12 protein-coding genes are annotated in these 15,673 nt (G+C 43.8%); 8 read left to right on the top strand and 4 right to left on the bottom strand.

The window, feature by feature from the left end; all coding sequences use genetic code 11:
• Nucleotides 1–5: 5 nt before the first annotated feature.
• The 3 genes from GVK91_RS03435 to GVK91_RS03425 all read left to right on the top strand — a co-directional run bounded on the left by GVK91_RS03435 (nt 6) and on the right by GVK91_RS03425 (nt 2,916).
• Entirely contained in the window at nt 6–1,037 is a 1,032-nt protein-coding gene (locus GVK91_RS03435) for an iron ABC transporter permease (protein WP_235032743.1), read from the top strand.
• A 33-nt stretch (nt 1,038–1,070) separates the two neighbouring features.
• Nucleotides 1,071–1,862 carry a heme ABC transporter ATP-binding protein gene (locus tag GVK91_RS03430; RefSeq protein WP_153847555.1) on the top strand — a complete coding sequence of 264 codons (792 nt, stop codon included), beginning with the start codon at nt 1,071–1,073 and terminating at the stop codon, nt 1,860–1,862.
• Nucleotides 1,863–1,953: 91 nt separating this feature from the next.
• The gene (locus GVK91_RS03425; protein WP_075992433.1) at nt 1,954–2,916 is read left to right on the top strand and encodes an AraC family transcriptional regulator; all 963 of its coding nucleotides are present in this window, start codon (nt 1,954–1,956) and stop codon (nt 2,914–2,916) included.
• An 18-nt stretch (nt 2,917–2,934) separates the two neighbouring features.
• On the opposite strand, the gene pdeM is transcribed toward GVK91_RS03425, so the two are convergent.
• Genes pdeM through GVK91_RS03405 form a run of 4 tightly spaced genes read right to left on the bottom strand, consistent with a single transcriptional unit; the run spans nt 2,935 to nt 8,662 of the window.
• Nucleotides 2,935–3,597: a ligase-associated DNA damage response endonuclease PdeM gene (gene pdeM, locus GVK91_RS03420; protein ID WP_159726927.1), complete on the bottom strand. Its 663-nt coding sequence runs from the start codon at nt 3,595–3,597 to the stop codon at nt 2,935–2,937.
• Nucleotides 3,594–6,056 (bottom strand): ligase-associated DNA damage response DEXH box helicase, encoded by a 2,463-nt coding sequence (locus tag GVK91_RS03415; protein ID WP_159726925.1) that lies wholly within the window; start codon nt 6,054–6,056, stop codon nt 3,594–3,596. The genes pdeM and GVK91_RS03415 overlap by 4 nt, the downstream gene beginning before the upstream one ends.
• 19 nt (nt 6,057–6,075) lie before the next feature.
• Nucleotides 6,076–7,656 (bottom strand): ATP-dependent DNA ligase, encoded by a 1,581-nt coding sequence (locus tag GVK91_RS03410; RefSeq protein WP_159726923.1) that lies wholly within the window; start codon nt 7,654–7,656, stop codon nt 6,076–6,078.
• A 7-nt stretch (nt 7,657–7,663) separates the two neighbouring features.
• Nucleotides 7,664–8,662: a ligase-associated DNA damage response exonuclease gene (locus GVK91_RS03405; protein ID WP_159726921.1), complete on the bottom strand. Its 999-nt coding sequence runs from the start codon at nt 8,660–8,662 to the stop codon at nt 7,664–7,666.
• Nucleotides 8,663–8,806: 144 nt separating this feature from the next.
• Here GVK91_RS03405 and GVK91_RS03400 point away from each other — a divergent pair, with 144 nt between their 5' ends.
• The 5 genes from GVK91_RS03400 to GVK91_RS03380 all read left to right on the top strand — a co-directional run bounded on the left by GVK91_RS03400 (nt 8,807) and on the right by GVK91_RS03380 (nt 15,535).
• Nucleotides 8,807–10,291, top strand: a complete 1,485-nt coding sequence (locus GVK91_RS03400) for an ATP-binding protein (protein WP_159726919.1) — start codon at nt 8,807–8,809, stop codon at nt 10,289–10,291.
• Entirely contained in the window at nt 10,281–13,883 is a 3,603-nt protein-coding gene (locus GVK91_RS03395) for a response regulator (RefSeq protein WP_159726917.1), read from the top strand. Before GVK91_RS03400 ends, GVK91_RS03395 begins: the two co-directional genes overlap by 11 nt.
• A 13-nt stretch (nt 13,884–13,896) precedes the next feature.
• On the top strand, nt 13,897–14,268 hold the full coding sequence (locus tag GVK91_RS03390) for a response regulator (protein ID WP_159726915.1): 372 nt from the start codon (nt 13,897–13,899) through the stop codon (nt 14,266–14,268).
• Nucleotides 14,269–15,099: a protein-glutamate O-methyltransferase CheR gene (locus GVK91_RS03385; RefSeq protein WP_159726913.1), complete on the top strand. Its 831-nt coding sequence runs from the start codon at nt 14,269–14,271 to the stop codon at nt 15,097–15,099. It abuts the gene before it with no gap.
• Between the two features lie 70 nt (nt 15,100–15,169).
• Nucleotides 15,170–15,535, top strand: coding sequence for a response regulator (locus tag GVK91_RS03380; RefSeq protein ID WP_153847546.1), 366 nt, complete (start codon nt 15,170–15,172; stop codon nt 15,533–15,535).
• Nucleotides 15,536–15,673 lie beyond the last annotated feature (138 nt).

Raw genomic sequence — 15,673 nt, 5'->3', positions numbered from 1 at the left:
AGCCAGTGCAAAAGAAACAGAAATTTATCCTATTGGCTTTGGGCCTGGTTTTGGGTGTTGTAAGTATTGTTGCCTTGGGGATGGGGGCCTACCATATTCCGTCCGCTGATATCTTAACGATGTTGACGCAAAAATTGCACTTGGGGAGTGCCGAAGCTGTGCACAATATGCAAGGAGATGTTCTTTTTGAGATTCGTATGCCGCGTCTTTTGCTCGGACTTTTGGTGGGTGCAGCACTTGGTATATCGGGTGCTGCGATCCAGGGTATATTCCGCAACCCCTTAGCGGAACCCGGATTGATCGGGATTTCTTCTGGAGCATCCCTTTTTGCAGTACTGATCATTGCCTTTGAGACTTTTCTCTTCACCTCTTTATCGGCCTGGATTGGATATTATATATTGGCTTTTGGTGCTTTTGTGGGCGCTGGTTTAACCGCTTTTTTGGTTTACCGTATCGCCAGTAAAAATGGCCGTCCAAATGTGACGACGATGTTGTTGGCGGGTATTGCCATCAATGCCTTTGCTGGTGCGCTGACGGGTTTGATGACTTATATGTCGACGGAGCAACAGTTACGTACCATCACATTTTGGATGCTGGGCAGTCTTGGCGGGGCTACTTGGGATAACCTAAGGGCTTTGGCTCCCTTTATTTTGATCCCGGTGCTGATCTTGCCTTTTTTTGGAAAGTCATTGAATGCTTTTTCGCTCGGGGAGTTGCAGGCGGACCTTTTGGGTATGCGTACCGATCGCGTCAAACGCTGGGTGGTTGTCTTATCCACGCTTGCTGTGGGAGCATCCGTTGCGGTGTCGGGTATTATTGGTTTTGTGGGATTGATTGTTCCACATACAGTTCGCCTGATGGGTGGGGCAGATCACCGATTTGTGCTTCCTGGTTCATTACTATTAGGGGCACTGGTGTTGACATTGGCAGACGTGATTGCACGGGTCGCCGTGGCACCCATCGAATTGCCCATCGGCGTGATTACAGCTTTATTGGGTACACCGGTATTCTTGTATATTTTAATCAAAGATAAATAGTCTTTTGGCAGAGGCTTAAAAAATAATCGCATTATGCTACGTGTAGAGAAGATCAACTACGAAGTGAACGGACGAAAGCTCCTGAAGGATATTACCTTTCAGGTGCGCAAAGGGGAAATTCTGGCAATCCTAGGCGCCAATGGCGCTGGTAAATCGACGCTGATGGGGGTGCTTTGTGGTGAAAAGAAGCCTGATTCGGGAGCTGTTCATCTCAATGGCAAGGCGCTGTCGGCATACGAGCCTGCGGCTTTGGCCAAATGCAGGGCTTTACTGAGCCAACAGCAGCAGATGACATTGAGTTTTAATGTGGAAGAAATTGTGCTGATGGGGCGGTATCCGCATTATAAGAATACGCCCAAGCAACAGGACTATAAAATCGTGGCCGAAACCATGGAACTTTGTGGGGTATCAGCTTTTGCTGAACGGGATTTTTTGAGCCTTTCTGGTGGTGAACAGCAGCGTGTTCATCTTGCACGGATCCTGGCGCAGATATGGGATAATCCGGATGCGTTGTTGTTATTGGATGAACCGATTTCGGCATTGGATCTGCACTATCAGCAGAAAGTATTGGCCATTGCACGGGCACTTGCCCGAAAAGGATTTATGGTGGTGCTGATTGTGCACGACGTCAATTTTGCCGCCATGTATGCCGATCGTATTCTGATGCTCAAAAATGGCCGAAAGCTCTTTCATGGTACCCCGGTGGAAGTATTGGCCCAAAAGGAGATCTATACCATCTTTTCGGTCGAGTCCAATGTCATTATGAATCCAAGAACATTGAAACCTTATGTTCAGTTGGAGGAAATGGATATTGACTTGGATTAACCATGTTATTTAGAAAGATTATAAATAATTTTAGAATACCATCTTATTTCGTTAATTTTAACTGCTTCAGGCTTATTTAGGATTTGTAATCATGTTGGTGAAAAGTAAAATAGTAGAGTTGGCAGATTGGCTTTTTGAAGAAGAAATTCCGGATGGCTATGTTCCCGACAAACCTTTGGTGGAAAATAGGATATCCATATCCAAAGATCCTGTCCATATGGAGAATTTTCAGCTATCGACTTCAGGATTGTTTATCCTGCATTCGAAAATGCAGTTTGATCGGCCAGTGCAGGTGCTTACGGAGATCGAGGGCGAGACCATAACTAGCCAGTTTATTTTCTTTAAGCCGACAGATAGCAAATTGCCGTATGGCATGAGCCGGCATAATATACGCTACATTCCTTCTGTCAAATCCATTCATGAAGTGGAACCCGGTATTGAATACACGTATTTTATAGCTGTTATTTCCAAAGAGTATTACCTCAATCTGATCAAACGCGATTCGTTATTGCATCAGCAATTTGTGCATGAGATCGAAAAGGGAGAGTATGTGTCGTTTTCGGAGGAGGATCTGATGGCAACCTACGAGATGCAGCATACCATAACTGAGCTGATTGAATCCAAAAAGAAAGGGGAGATCCGTCGATTACATACGGAGTCACGTGTTGTTGAACTATTGATGTATCAGTTTGAGCAATACAATGAGAAAACGGAAAGCAGTGATTCGCTCTTTCATGAGGAGGATGTGCAGCGACTGGAGATGGCAAGGCAGATTCTTGAACAGCGTATTGCCAATCCGCCGACGCAAAAAGAACTTGCAGCAGAGGTGCTGACAAGTGAAAGTAAACTGCGTAAGGACTTTAAGGAATATTTTTCAGTGACCATTCACGACTATCTCACACGGGTGCGTATGGAAAAAGCCAAAAGTTATCTGCTCGAAGATAAAATGACGGTCTATGAGGTGGCACTGTTGACAGGTTATGGCCACCAAAATAATTTTAGCAGTGCTTTTAAAAAGTATTACGGTATCTCACCTGGAGAGCTCAAGATGTAATATAAGCTGGGCCTTGGATTAGTTTTTTCTGATCGGGAAGATGTGATCGTCCGAAATAGCATAGCTTTGATATAGGGAAGACAGGTCTTTACTGTCCAATCCCGTAAAAGTACTAAAAGCGGGAAGGATAATCTGATGATCAGATACGAGAAAACAAGGTAGGCGAACCTGTCGTTTCGGTGGAATAACCAGGCTGATACCTGGATGGATATGCCCACTAATCCGAAAAGAAGATGAATCTGCAGCATCAGCGGGATGGTGTTTAAATTGAATCTGTTGCGTTTCAAAAATTTCCTTGTGATGCACTATACCGAAACGGGTGGTCATTTGTTGTGATAAGCGGTCGTGATTGCCCTTCACAAGGTGAAGCTGGAGCTCCGGGTGTCGTTGTCTGAATGATTCCAACAAAAGTACTTCCTGATTGATGCCTACGTGAATAAGATCGCCAACAACGATGACTTGTTTGGCTTGATAGTACGCTATGAGGGATTCTAGTCGATTGAGGTCGGTTATGGCTATATCCATGGGGATGGCAATGCCATGCTTCCTGAAATGCGCTGCTTTACCCAGATGCAGGTCGGACAAGATCAATGTTTTTTGGTCTTTCCAGTATATAGATCGCTGTGTGTTAAGGGTTAATTCCTGTTTATTGAAGGTAATTGTTTGTTCTCCGATTTTCATTTTCTGCGCTTCTTTTTTTGAGCATTGGTCTTTTCCATGCGTTGAATCCGTTCAATCAAGGCTTCGCTCGACAGGGATTGCCGGAGGCTATCCACCTTTATCGGAAAGCTCAATGGCGTATACTCTTCAACAAAGGTATAGCGTATTTTGCTATGATTGATCCTTTCAAATGCTTTTATTAATCGATGTTCTTCCAGTTGCTGGTTGAACACTTCGGAAAAAGCTTGTTTGAGCAAAAGGTTGGTGGGGTCGTGTTCCATCAGTACACGGAAAATAATCCCTGAGGAGGCCTGCAATGATTTGTTGTTTTGCTGTGTGCCTGGGTAGTTCTGGACAACCAGTCCCGAAATGACGGCGATATCCCTAAATTTGCGGCTGGCCATCTCTGCAGCGTTTAGACTGCTGATCACATCATCCATCAAATTAGTCCGGCTCAAGAGCTGTTCGAGCTGCGTTTGGCTGAGCTGGATCTCTTTGTCGGAATAGAGTTCGAAGCCATAGTCATTCATGGCCATGGAAAAGCTGATGGGATACAACTTGCTGATGCGGTAGGCGATAAGTGCTGCCATGACCTCATGGATCAATCTGCCTTCCAAGGGGTAGAAAAACAAATGATGGCCTTCCCTGGTTTTGATATGTTCGACGAGAAATTCCGCTTCGCTCGGCACGGCCGAAAGTTCGGCCTGTTTTTCGATCAGTGGTGCCAGGAAATGAAGCTCTTTTTCACTTGAAGGAGCTTCTGTTGCCGCAGCCAATTTTTTTCTTAGGAAATGGCTCAAGTTGGACGATAAGGGAAGTCTGCCACCAAGCCAGCTTGGAGTAATGGCTTTACCCGATGAGTTTCTTACAAATACGGTCATTTCCTTGACCATCACAAGTTCGAGTATCCGCCCCGCAAGAATAAAGCGTTCACCTTTTTTAAGTTTGCTGATAAAGTATTCTTCGATCATGCCGATGTAACCACCGGAGAGAAACTTTACGCGCATCATGGCATCACCGACAATAGCACCGATATTGAGCCTGTGGAGCAGTGCAAGACGACGGTTTTTGATGATCCATTTGCCTTCTTCATCTTGGATAACCTTGTGAAATTCTTCGTAGCGTTTGCCTATTTTTCCACCTGCAGTAATAAAATACATGCACCATTGCCATTCTTCCGTATCCATGTAGCGAAAGGCATGGGTATTGGCGACGATCGCATGCAGTTCTTCCGAACGAAATCCTCCGCCCAAGGCGATGGTTACCATGAATTGAACAAGCACATCGAAAGTTTGAACCATAGGATCCCTGTTTTCGATCGTCTGCGTTTTTACGGCCTCCTTAAGGGCGGCGACTTCGATGAGCTCCAGGGAGTGCGTGGGGACGAAATAAATCGTAGAGGTTTCGAAAGGGCTATGGCCGCTTCTTCCAGCGCGTTGCATAAACCGGGCTACACCTTTACTCGAGCCAACCTGTATGACTGTATCAACGGGTTTGAAATCCACTCCTAAGTCCAAGGAAGAGGTCGATACAACTGCTTTAAGTTTGCCACTGCTGAGATTGTCTTCGATCCATTCGCGGATATGGGCGTCAATGGAGCTGTGGTGTAAGGCGATTTGTCCGGCAAAATCGGGGTGAGCCTCCAGTAGCAATTGGTACCACATTTCACTTTGACTACGCGTGTTGGTAAAGAGGATCGTGCTTTTGCTAGCAAGGATAATCGGGACGACCTGATCGACGAGGTTTCCACCGAGGTGCCCTGCCCAAGGAAGGAGCTCCACTGTGCTGGGGAATATCGGTTTGATGGCAATTTTCTTTTTCTCCTTGGCAACGATCTGGATACGTTTTGCAGCTTGTGGAAGCAACACTTCCATGGCTTCATCAAGGTTACCGATGGTCGCTGTGATACCCCAGACGCGCAGGTTTTTCGTATACGATTTCAGGAAGGAAAGTGCCAGCTCGACCATCACGCCCCGTTTGTTGCCCATAAGTTCATGCCACTCATCTACCGTCACACATCGCAGATTCTTAAAATATTTGTCGCGTTGTTTTTGAGCAAGCAGTAGGTGCAGGCTTTCTGGAGTAACGAGCAGAACGTCGGGCATGGAGCGGGTTTGCTGCGCTTTGATCTTGGGGTCGGTATCACCATTACGGACCTGTACGATCCAGTCGAGTCCAATTTCGTCTATTGCTGTTTGCATGGCCCGGGCAAGATCTTTGGCCAGGGAGCGTAGGGGTGTAATCCAGAGGAGCTTTAGACCCCTTTGATAGTGTTCCGGATGATTGAGGAAGTCCATCAGTACCGCCATAAAAAGGGAAAAGGTTTTTCCGAAACCCGTAGGGGCAATAACCAGTCCGCTATATCCCTGGCTATACTTTTCCCAGGCCTTGGTCTGAAAGCTAAAGGGGACCTTTCCTTGGGTTTCGAAATAGCCGTTGACAATTCGAAACCCTTCACTATGTGCTAACGTTGTGTTCAATATCTATTGTTTCTATTCTTTATTGTATCAATTTCTTAACCTCTTCAAGATCGTCGATCTCTGCTGCTGTTTTGTCTTTTCGCCAGCGCAATATCCTTGGAAAACGCAGTGCAATACCCGATTTGTGCCGTTTGCTGTATCCTATGCCTTCAAAGGCAATCTCAAAAACAAGTTCCGGTTTGACCGTTCTTACAGGGCCGAATTTTTCCAGTGAATTTTGTTTTACAAAGCGGCTCACCTCCAGGATTTCTTGATCTGTAAGCCCCGAATAGGCTTTGGCAATTGTTACAAGCTGATCACCATCCCGTACTGCAAAAGTATAATCGGTATAATGTGCACTGCGACGGCCACTTCCTTTCTGTGCATAAATGAGTACGGTATCAATGCTCATGGGGTTGACTTTCCATTTCCACCAGCCACCCTTTTTGCGTCCTGTATAATAGGGTGAGTCTTTCTTTTTCAGCATCAGTCCCTCGCTGTTTAGCGCACGGGATGTTGCCTGGATATTTTGGAGCGCGGACCAGTCTGCCGCATGTATCAAAGGTGACAGCTGTAATGCACCTGGAGGGTTTGCAGCATAGCATTGCTCCAGCAGCGCACGTCTATAGGTAAGGGGCTCATTGCGCAGATCGATGCCGTTCAGTTCCAGGATATCATATAGATAGACAGAAATAGGCACTTCTTCGCGTAGTGATTTGGGGATGGTCTTTCGGTTGATCCGTTTTTGTAGCTCGGAGAAATTCAGCACTCGGCCATCTTTGACAGCGAGGATCTCACCATCGAGTACAAAATTTCCTTTCCACTGATTGAGAGCTTCGGTAATTTCGGGGAACTGTGCGGTTACAAGTTCCTCGCCGCGAGACCAAATATGTATCTCGTCTTCGCGCTTGATAATCTGGCCACGTATACCGTCCCATTTGTATTCCGCTTGCCATTCCGTTATCGGGCCAAGTTCTTCGGGTGTTTTTTCTAAAGGATAAGCAAGGCAGAAGGGATACGGTTTGGAGCGGTTGGTGTTGCTGTAAGCACCCTTGACTAGTTTGTCGAATTCAACCTCATGTGTATTCCATTGCCCCATAATACTATGCGCCACGGCGCTTGCTTCGGTATTCGCATAATGTGCGATTGTGTTGATTAGTCCCTTGGCGGAAACACCGAGTCGGAAGCTGCCGCCGAGAAGCTTATTGAAAATAAAGCGCTCCACTGTGTTTAATGTATTCCAGGAACGGAGCACAAAAGCTTTCTTTTCCGTTATGGTGGCATCCTGGAGGGCGATGATCTCGTCCATCCATTCACCCAGACTTTTTTCGATCAACATTGCGGGCGGTGGTAGCAGTAGGGACAGGGTCTCGGCGAGATCGCCGACAGCGGCATAAGATTCAATAAATAGCCACTCTGGGATTCCTGTAATTTCTAAAGTCCATGTTTTGAGGTCCTTTATTGCGATGCTGCGTTTGGGTCTTTTACCGGTCATCAGGGCCAGGAACCAGATTTTGTCTTTTTCTGTAGCCGTTCTGAAGAAGTCCAATATAGCCTCTTTTTTCAAATTGGTCTTATTGCTGCTATCAAGCGCATTGATCAATGTGGCAAATTCTTTCATAGGCTATCTAAGTTGTCTGGGTTTGCGGATCCTCTTCATCACCATAGTGTGTGGTCACTTCTTCGGCCTCAACGCCGATTTCATTGAGATATTTGGCGAATGTCGCCGTCTGTCCATGAGTGACATAGACTTTTTCTGCGGCACTGCCACGGACAGCCTGTAGCAGGCCTGTCCAGTCGGCGTGGTCACTGATCGCAAAGCCAGCGTCGGCACTGCGCCACCTTCGCGCCCCTCGGATCTGCATCCAACCCGAGCAGATCGCATAAGCTACATGTGGTATTTTTTGGAGCAATTGGCTTTCCAGCAAGGCTGGTGGAAGCAGAACAATCTGATTGTCTAGTTGTTTGAGGTCCGATTTTAAGTCGGCGATGTGATAGTCCGGCAATTTTATTCCTGCCAAACTGTAGGCTTCATTTAATTTAGCAATGCTGTAATGGACATAAACAGGGCCCATTTCATGAACAGCGTTGAGTATACGTTGGGATTTTCCAAGTGAATACCCGATAAACACGGACGTTTTTTTGTTGCTTTGGTTGGTTTTAATCCAAGTTTGTAGGCGTTCATTTTGCGCTGCGACAGATTCCCAACGGTAAATTGGGAGGCCAAATGTACTTTCTGTAATAAGTTCATGGCACTTTATGGGTTCAAAGGGTGTGGACAAGCCATCGTCCTGAATCTTGTAATCGCCCGTAAAAACGACAACTTTACCTTTATACTCCAGGCGTATCTGGGCAGAACCAATAATATGCCCAGCGGGGTGGAGTGATACCCGGACGCCATTGATGGATATCGCGTCGTTGTAGGCTAGGCCCTGAATCTGAATGTCTGGACCTATGCGGCTTCGTAGGATATTGACCGTAAAATGATGGCACAGGTATTTCTTCATTCCCACATGGGCATGGTCTGCATGTCCATGGGAGATAACGGCCAGATCTACAGGCTGCCATGGATCGAGATAAAACTTGCCCGGAACGCAATAAATACCTTTTGATGTGAAACGTATCATATCTCATTAAAACAGGCTTTCGTGCGCTAAAGTTTTACTTATTTGTCGCGTTTTCAATTTGGCGCTGCGATTGCTTATTTATATTGGGGGTATTCAGTTAATTTTTTTAGATTTGTTAACCTTGATGCTAAGTTTTAATACACTATGATATTAATTGTCGATGATAATCCGGATAATATTTACTCTTTACAAAAATTGCTGGAATCCAAAAATTTTAAAGTTGATACCGCTCAATCTGGCGAAGAAGCATTAAAAAAGATCTTAAAATATAATTACGCACTCATTATATTGGATGTGCAGATGCCGGATATGGATGGCTTTGAAGTTGCTGAAAATATTGCCGGATTTAGCAAAACGAAGGAGACACCGATTATATTTTTGTCGGCAGTGAATACCGACAAGCGCTTTATCACAAAGGGATATGATTCGGGTGGATTGGATTATGTGACCAAACCGGTTGATCCAGATATTCTCCTGTTGAAGGTCAAGACATTTTATCGTTTATATGAGCAAACCCAGGCCCTGAAAGACGTTCAGCAAACGTTGGAACTTGAGGTAGAGCGGCGTAAGCAGGCACAGAAAGAGCTCCGGTCCAAAGTGGATTATCTGCATACTCTTTTAGAATCCTTGCCTCAAATTGCATTCACCTGTGATAACAGGGGGAATATTGATTTTGTTAATGGCCGTTGGTTTCAGTTTTCGGACGATGCCGCTATTTTTCCGCAAACCTATCCAGGCGATCGGTCTATTGCAGCCGAGCTCCATGCGAGTCTTCAGTCGGGCAAACCACTGGAGATGGAAGTTCGCTTGAAAAAGAGCGTTTGTGGTGAATATTCGTACCACTTGTTGCGTGTATGGCCAATCTTAGAAAATAGCGAAAGCAACTGGGTAGGGACCTTTACCGATATTGACGCCCAGAAGCGGGCGGAAAAAGAGAAAGATGAATTTTTGAGTATCGCCAGTCACGAACTGAAAACCCCTTTGACGAGCATTAAGGCCTATATGCAATTGCTGGACCGCAAGCTTAAGCTTGAGGAAGAGAGTGCTGAAGCAAAGTATGTGAACCGCGTTCAGGGGCAGGTTGATAAACTCAATAGTTTAATTAGTGATCTCCTCGATCTATCAAAGATCGATAACGGCAAGCTATTGATCAATAAGAAGGTGTTTTCACTCGAGCATATGATCAAGAGCGCCATTGATTCGATTATTCAAACACACGATCAGAGCAATATGGTACTTTATCGCCAGGGAGATATTGGCGATTTGCTGATTTACGGCGATGAGATTCGTCTCGAGCAGGTTTTGGTTAATTTTCTGACGAATGCATATAAATATGCTGCGGGAACCGAGAAAGTCATCGTTGACTGCACTCTCGTTGAGGATGCTGTGAAAATCAGTGTGATTGATTTTGGCATAGGGATACCTGTGGAGAAGCAAGCCGATGTTTTTGAGAAGTTTTACCGCGTGGAGGAAACATCATTTGATTTTCAGGGACTGGGGATAGGTCTATATATCTGTGCCGAAATTATCCGTAGCCACCAGGGCACGATTGCTGTAGAAAGTTCAGGTGAGCAAGGGGCCACCTTCTATTTTACTTTACCATTAAATTTACCTGTAGATGCCAAATAATAAGACAATCAATAATTTAACGATTGGCATAGGCTTTTCTTTGATTATTCTGCTAATCAGTTCTACGGCATCCTATCTAGGTATTCAGGAACAGAATAGACACCGTCAGGAACTTGCTATTACACGCAAAATTATCAGTACGTCGAATAGTCTGCTTAGCTCATTGCAAGGAGCAGAGACGGGGAATAGAGGTTTTCTTCTGACAGGCAAGGAAAGTTACCTGGAACCCTTTAATATGGCACTTAAAAGCCTTCCTGGAGAATTGCAGGAAGTTGAAGCACTGACCAAAATGGATCCCGTACAAAAAGTTCGGGTTGATAGCCTATTGAGTGCTGCACAATGGCGTTTAGCTATTTTAAAGGAGTCTGTTGATATTAAAAGAAAGGGTGGAGTTGTAAGTTTAGCACATTTGGATGAAAGTAAGATGGCTATGGATAAGTGTCGGGCAATTATCAAGGCTATTATTCATTATGAGGACGATAATATTGACAAGAAGTCGGCTGATCTGGACAATTCTTCGTTTATCACAACCTTGTTTATTATCATCAGTGCGCTGCTTTCTCTTATTATTACATCCTATTTTTATTTTAGATTACGTGCAGACTTCTTGAAACGTTCCGCGCTTGAAAAATCACTACGTGAGAAGGATGAAGGTATTTCTAGACGACTAAATTTGGTTCAGAGGATTACTAATCGTATTGCATTGGGGGATTATGATGTCAAGGCAGAGGAGATTGAAGATGACGATTTGGGTGCAATTGCCAAATCGGTCAACAGAATGTCCAAATCATTAAAGAAATCATTTGATCAGCTAACGGATAACGACTGGCTTCATGCAGGTTATGCTAAACTCTATACGGGATTGATGGGAAATAAGAGTGAAGATATTATTGCTACGGATTCCATTAAAAGTCTTGTCGGCTATACGGAGTCAGTCAGTGGTGCAATTTATATTTTTAATGATGAGAAGCTGCAACTATCAGGGGGATATGGCCTGGATATGCAGACTCAAAAGTATTTTCTGCCGGGAGAAGGTTATATCGGGCAAGTATTTTTGGATCGTGAACCCAAGGCACTACATAATCTAAATGCTACGGATTATGTAGTCAGTTTTGCCAATGGAAAGATTGGTGTGCAGCATATTCTTTTTTTACCGATGCTGGTTGATGGTCAGGTGCTGGGCGTATTGGAAATTGGCCAGATGGAGCCTTTTACAGTATTAGAGCATACATTTTTGACTGAATGTGCCCGACAGATTGGTATCGCCCTGCTCTCAGCAAAGGGAAGGGCGAAGATTCAAGCACTGTTGGAAGAGACGCAGGTACAGTCTGAAGAGCTGTTAACGCAGCATGCCGAACTTGAAAGCCTGAATACGGAATTGGAAGCGCAGACATTGCGTTTGCAGTCGTCAGAGGAAGAGCTCAAAGTGCAACACGAGGAACTGATGCAGTCGAATCAAGAATTAGAGGAACGCTCGCGATTGCTTGAAGATAAAAATTTAATGATTGCCGAACGGAATCAGGAAATTCAACAGAAAGCCGAAGAGTTGGCGTTGAGTACTAAATATAAATCCGAGTTTTTGGCTAATATGTCCCACGAACTCCGTACACCGCTCAATTCGATATTACTTCTATCGCGCTTGCTATCGGAGAATGTAGAGGAAAACTTAAATTCAGATCAGATTGAATCGGCTAAAGTCATTCAAAGTTCGGGAACGAGTTTGTTGACGTTGATCGATGAGATTCTGGATCTTTCCAAGATTGAATCGGGTAAGATGACCTTGGATTATGCGTCGTTGGATCTGAATGATATATTGTCGGATTTGAATAGTTTGTTTTTGCCGATTGTACAGGAAAAAGGCTTGATGCTAAAAACGAATATCAGCGATAAGGTCAACCGGAGATTTCAGGGAGATAGGCTTCGCATAGATCAGGTACTCCGTAATTTGATTTCAAATGCGATTAAATTTACCAAAGAAGGCGAAGTACGTCTGGAAATCTATGAAGACCCAAGCGATAGTGATCGATTGGTGTTCGCTGTAGTCGATTCGGGTATTGGTATACCACTTGAAAAGCAGAAAATTATTTTTGAAGCCTTTCAACAAGCTGATGGCTCAACCAGAAGGAAGTTTGGTGGTACCGGATTGGGGCTTTCCATTAGCCGCGAGATCGCGCGCTTACTGGGTGGAGAAATCCGGTTGGAAAGCGAAGTTGGCAAAGGCAGTACGTTTTTGTTTATTATTCCGAAGTCTAAAGTTGAAGTCAAAGAGCTATTGACCAAGGAGCAGCAATTGGTTGAGGAGATATCTTCGGAAGTAGAAGAGGTCATTGAGATTGTTAAAGAAGATACCTATAATCCGGTCACGATTAGGATCCCCGAGGAGATTCCAGATGATCGGGATACGGTTGTGGAGGGGGATAAGGTGATTTTGATCGTGGAGGATGATATTAATTTTGCCAAGGCACTCTTGAAATATACACATACGCAAAACTATAAAGGTGTAGTTGTTGTTCGTGGTGACCATGCACTCCCTGCAGCCCAGAAATATCACCCAGTTGCTGTTTTGCTCGATATTCAATTGCCAATTATGGATGGATGGGCTGTCATGGATCAGTTGAAGGGCGATAAGGCTACACGGCATATTCCGGTTCATATTATGTCTTCGCTTGAGGTGAAGAAAGAAAGTTTATTAAAAGGAGCGATCGATTTTATTAATAAGCCTGTTGCCTTAGAACAAATGACTTCGGTATTCCAAAGAATTGAATCGGCATTAAGTCGTTCACCGAAGAAGGTACTTATTGTTGAGGAAAATCCAAAGCATGCAAGTGCATTGTCTTATTTCTTAAGTAGTTTTAATATATCACTTGAAGTAAAAGATAATGTAGAGGATAGCATTACAGCTTTACGTACGGCGGATGTGGACTGTGTGATTTTGGACATGGGAGTACCTGATGAAATGGGCTACCATACGTTGGAAGCAATCAAACAACATGAAGGACTGGAGAACTTGCCGATCATTATCTTTACAGGCAAGAATCTGTCCAAGGCTGAAGAGTTGAAAATTAAAAAATATGCAGACTCAGTTGTTGTAAAGACGGCTCATTCTTATCAACGGATTCTGGATGAGGTAGGCTTGTTTCTTCATTTGATTGAGGTTAATAATTCAGACGACGCTAGGAGGAAGAACAATGGGCTTGGAGCTCTGACCGACGTATTGAAGGGCAAGAAGGTTCTTGTCGCTGATGATGACGTTAGGAATATCTTCTCGATGACCAAAGCATTGGAGAAATTTCAAGTAAAGGTAATTCCCGCGATGGATGGTAAAGAAGCGTTGGAGGTATTGATGTCCGGAGAACCTATAGATATTGTATTGATGGATATGATGATGCCTGAGATGGATGGTTATGAGACGATTAAGAATATCAGACAACATGCGGACTATGCAAGATTACCAATTATCGCTGTTACGGCAAAGTCGATGATCGGGGATCGTGAAAAGTGTATTCAGGCAGGGGCTTCGGATTATATCTCGAAGCCGGTGGATATTGACCAACTCTTGTCTTTATTGCGTGTGTGGTTATATGAAAATTGAGGACAACTGATATATGGATCAGAATAAGGTAATATTAATTGTGGACGACGATCAACGCAATATTTTTGCATTGCGTTTGACGTTGAAAGCTAAGGGATATCAGGTGTTGAGCAGCACGAGTGCGAGCGAGGCTATGGAGATCTTGGAGGCGAATAAAGGTGTGGCGTTGATATTGATGGATATGATGATGCCTGAAATCGATGGCTATGAGGCGATTCAGCTAATTCGTAATTCGAGTTTGATGGGCAAAATTCCGGTTATTGCCGTGACAGCACAAGCGATGAGTGGAGACCGGGAGAAATGCTTGAAAGCTGGAGCCCAGTCGTATGTCTCGAAGCCGATTGATGTCGATAAATTGATGGGGGAAATTGAACAGTTAATCTAAATGTTGGGCTATAGTATCATAAAAGACCATGAAATAGATATTTTGCTTGAAGATATCTATCGAGACTACGGGTATGATTTTTTGCAGTATAGCCGTGCCTCGATGAAGAGGCGGATTAATCGGATCATGACGAATGACCGTTTGGCAAGCTTTGCTGAACTTCGCTTTGTATTAAAGGACAATCCTGCATTTTTGCAGCACTTTGTAGAAGAGATTACCGTTAACTTAACTGAGATGTTTCGGGATCCTTTATTCTTTCGTCAGCTACGGGAGGAAATTCTACCACAATTGGGTACATACCCGTTGATCCGTGTGTGGATTGCTGGTTGCTCCACAGGAGAAGAAGCTTACTCGATGTCCATTTTGCTAAAAGAGGCGAATCTGTATCACAAGTCATTGATATATGCAACGGATATTAATCCACGGGTACTTGATATTGCCCGGAATGGTGTATATCCATTGAGCCAGATAAAATCTTTCTCTGAAAATTATATAGAATCTGGAGGAAAGCAGGATTTTTCGAAATATTATACAGCAAATTATGAATGGGCGAAATTCAATGCCGACCTAAGGCAAAAAATGATTTTATCTACCCATAATCTGGTATCAGACACTTCATTTAATAGCTTTCAATTAATCCTTTGTCGCAATGTTTTGATCTATTTTAATAAGGACTTGCAGGAGCGTGTCTTTAAATTATTCGACGCGAGTCTAGAAAATTTAGGATATTTGGCATTAGGTAGTAAAGAAACCATACGATTTTCAGGTATTCAGCATAACTTTACACCTGTAGGGGATCAAAAAATTTGGAAAAAACTTTATACCTTATAGGGGGGTGCAGGCAGGCGTGAATCTTTTGTGTCTGATGTAAAACAATGAAGGTATACATAAACTATTTTATATGAGTAAAGCAAAAACGGTATTGATATTTGAGGACGATACCATTATTTTGGAGGTTATAACGGTTGTTTTGACAGATTTAGGCTTCCATGTTGAAGTTTCGGAAACTTCACATGATATTATCCAAAAGGTGGAATCTGCAGAGCCCAACCTTATCTTAATGGATAACTGGATTCCAAACATAGGTGGTGTTGAAGCGACTAGATTGCTTAAATCAGATAAGCGCTTTAGCCATATTCCTGTAATTTACGTTTCGGCAAACAACGATATTCAATCCCTAGCAGATCGTGCTGGAGCGGATGATTTTTTATCTAAACCTTTTGATTTGGAAGATTTGGAAAATATTGTCAATAAATATATTGTATAGATCAATTGTAAAGGCTGGACTTCAGTACTGCGACTTTCAGTTTCTTGCGGGATAGTTTAGCCGATGGTAGAATGTTGGCCTGTGTCAGTGGTGACTATGCTGTAGTCTATTATAAATTTGGTATCAAAGTATAGGTAA

It is taken from the genome of Sphingobacterium sp. 18053 (assembly GCF_902706145.1).
GTDB classification, from domain to species: domain Bacteria; phylum Bacteroidota; class Bacteroidia; order Sphingobacteriales; family Sphingobacteriaceae; genus Sphingobacterium; species Sphingobacterium paramultivorum.
This window is presented reverse-complemented; position numbering and strand designations above follow the sequence as displayed.

Excerpts from the sequence above, each read along its gene's own strand:
- GVK91_RS03405 (WP_159726921.1), bottom strand. The coding sequence starts at position 8,662 with ATGATACGTTTCACATCAAAAGGTATTTATTGCGTTCCGGGCAAGTTT.
- pdeM (WP_159726927.1), bottom strand. The coding sequence starts at position 3,597 with ATGAAAATCGGAGAACAAACAATTACCTTCAATAAACAGGAATTAACC.
- GVK91_RS03430 (WP_153847555.1), top strand. The coding sequence starts at position 1,071 with ATGCTACGTGTAGAGAAGATCAACTACGAAGTGAACGGACGAAAGCTC.
- GVK91_RS03395 (WP_159726917.1), top strand. The coding sequence starts at position 10,281 with ATGCCAAATAATAAGACAATCAATAATTTAACGATTGGCATAGGCTTT.
- GVK91_RS03385 (WP_159726913.1), top strand. The coding sequence starts at position 14,269 with ATGTTGGGCTATAGTATCATAAAAGACCATGAAATAGATATTTTGCTT.
- GVK91_RS03410 (WP_159726923.1), bottom strand. The coding sequence starts at position 7,656 with ATGAAAGAATTTGCCACATTGATCAATGCGCTTGATAGCAGCAATAAG.
- GVK91_RS03400 (WP_159726919.1), top strand. The coding sequence starts at position 8,807 with ATGATATTAATTGTCGATGATAATCCGGATAATATTTACTCTTTACAA.
- GVK91_RS03425 (WP_075992433.1), top strand. The coding sequence starts at position 1,954 with ATGTTGGTGAAAAGTAAAATAGTAGAGTTGGCAGATTGGCTTTTTGAA.
- GVK91_RS03390 (WP_159726915.1), top strand. The coding sequence starts at position 13,897 with ATGGATCAGAATAAGGTAATATTAATTGTGGACGACGATCAACGCAAT.
- GVK91_RS03380 (WP_153847546.1), top strand. The coding sequence starts at position 15,170 with ATGAGTAAAGCAAAAACGGTATTGATATTTGAGGACGATACCATTATT.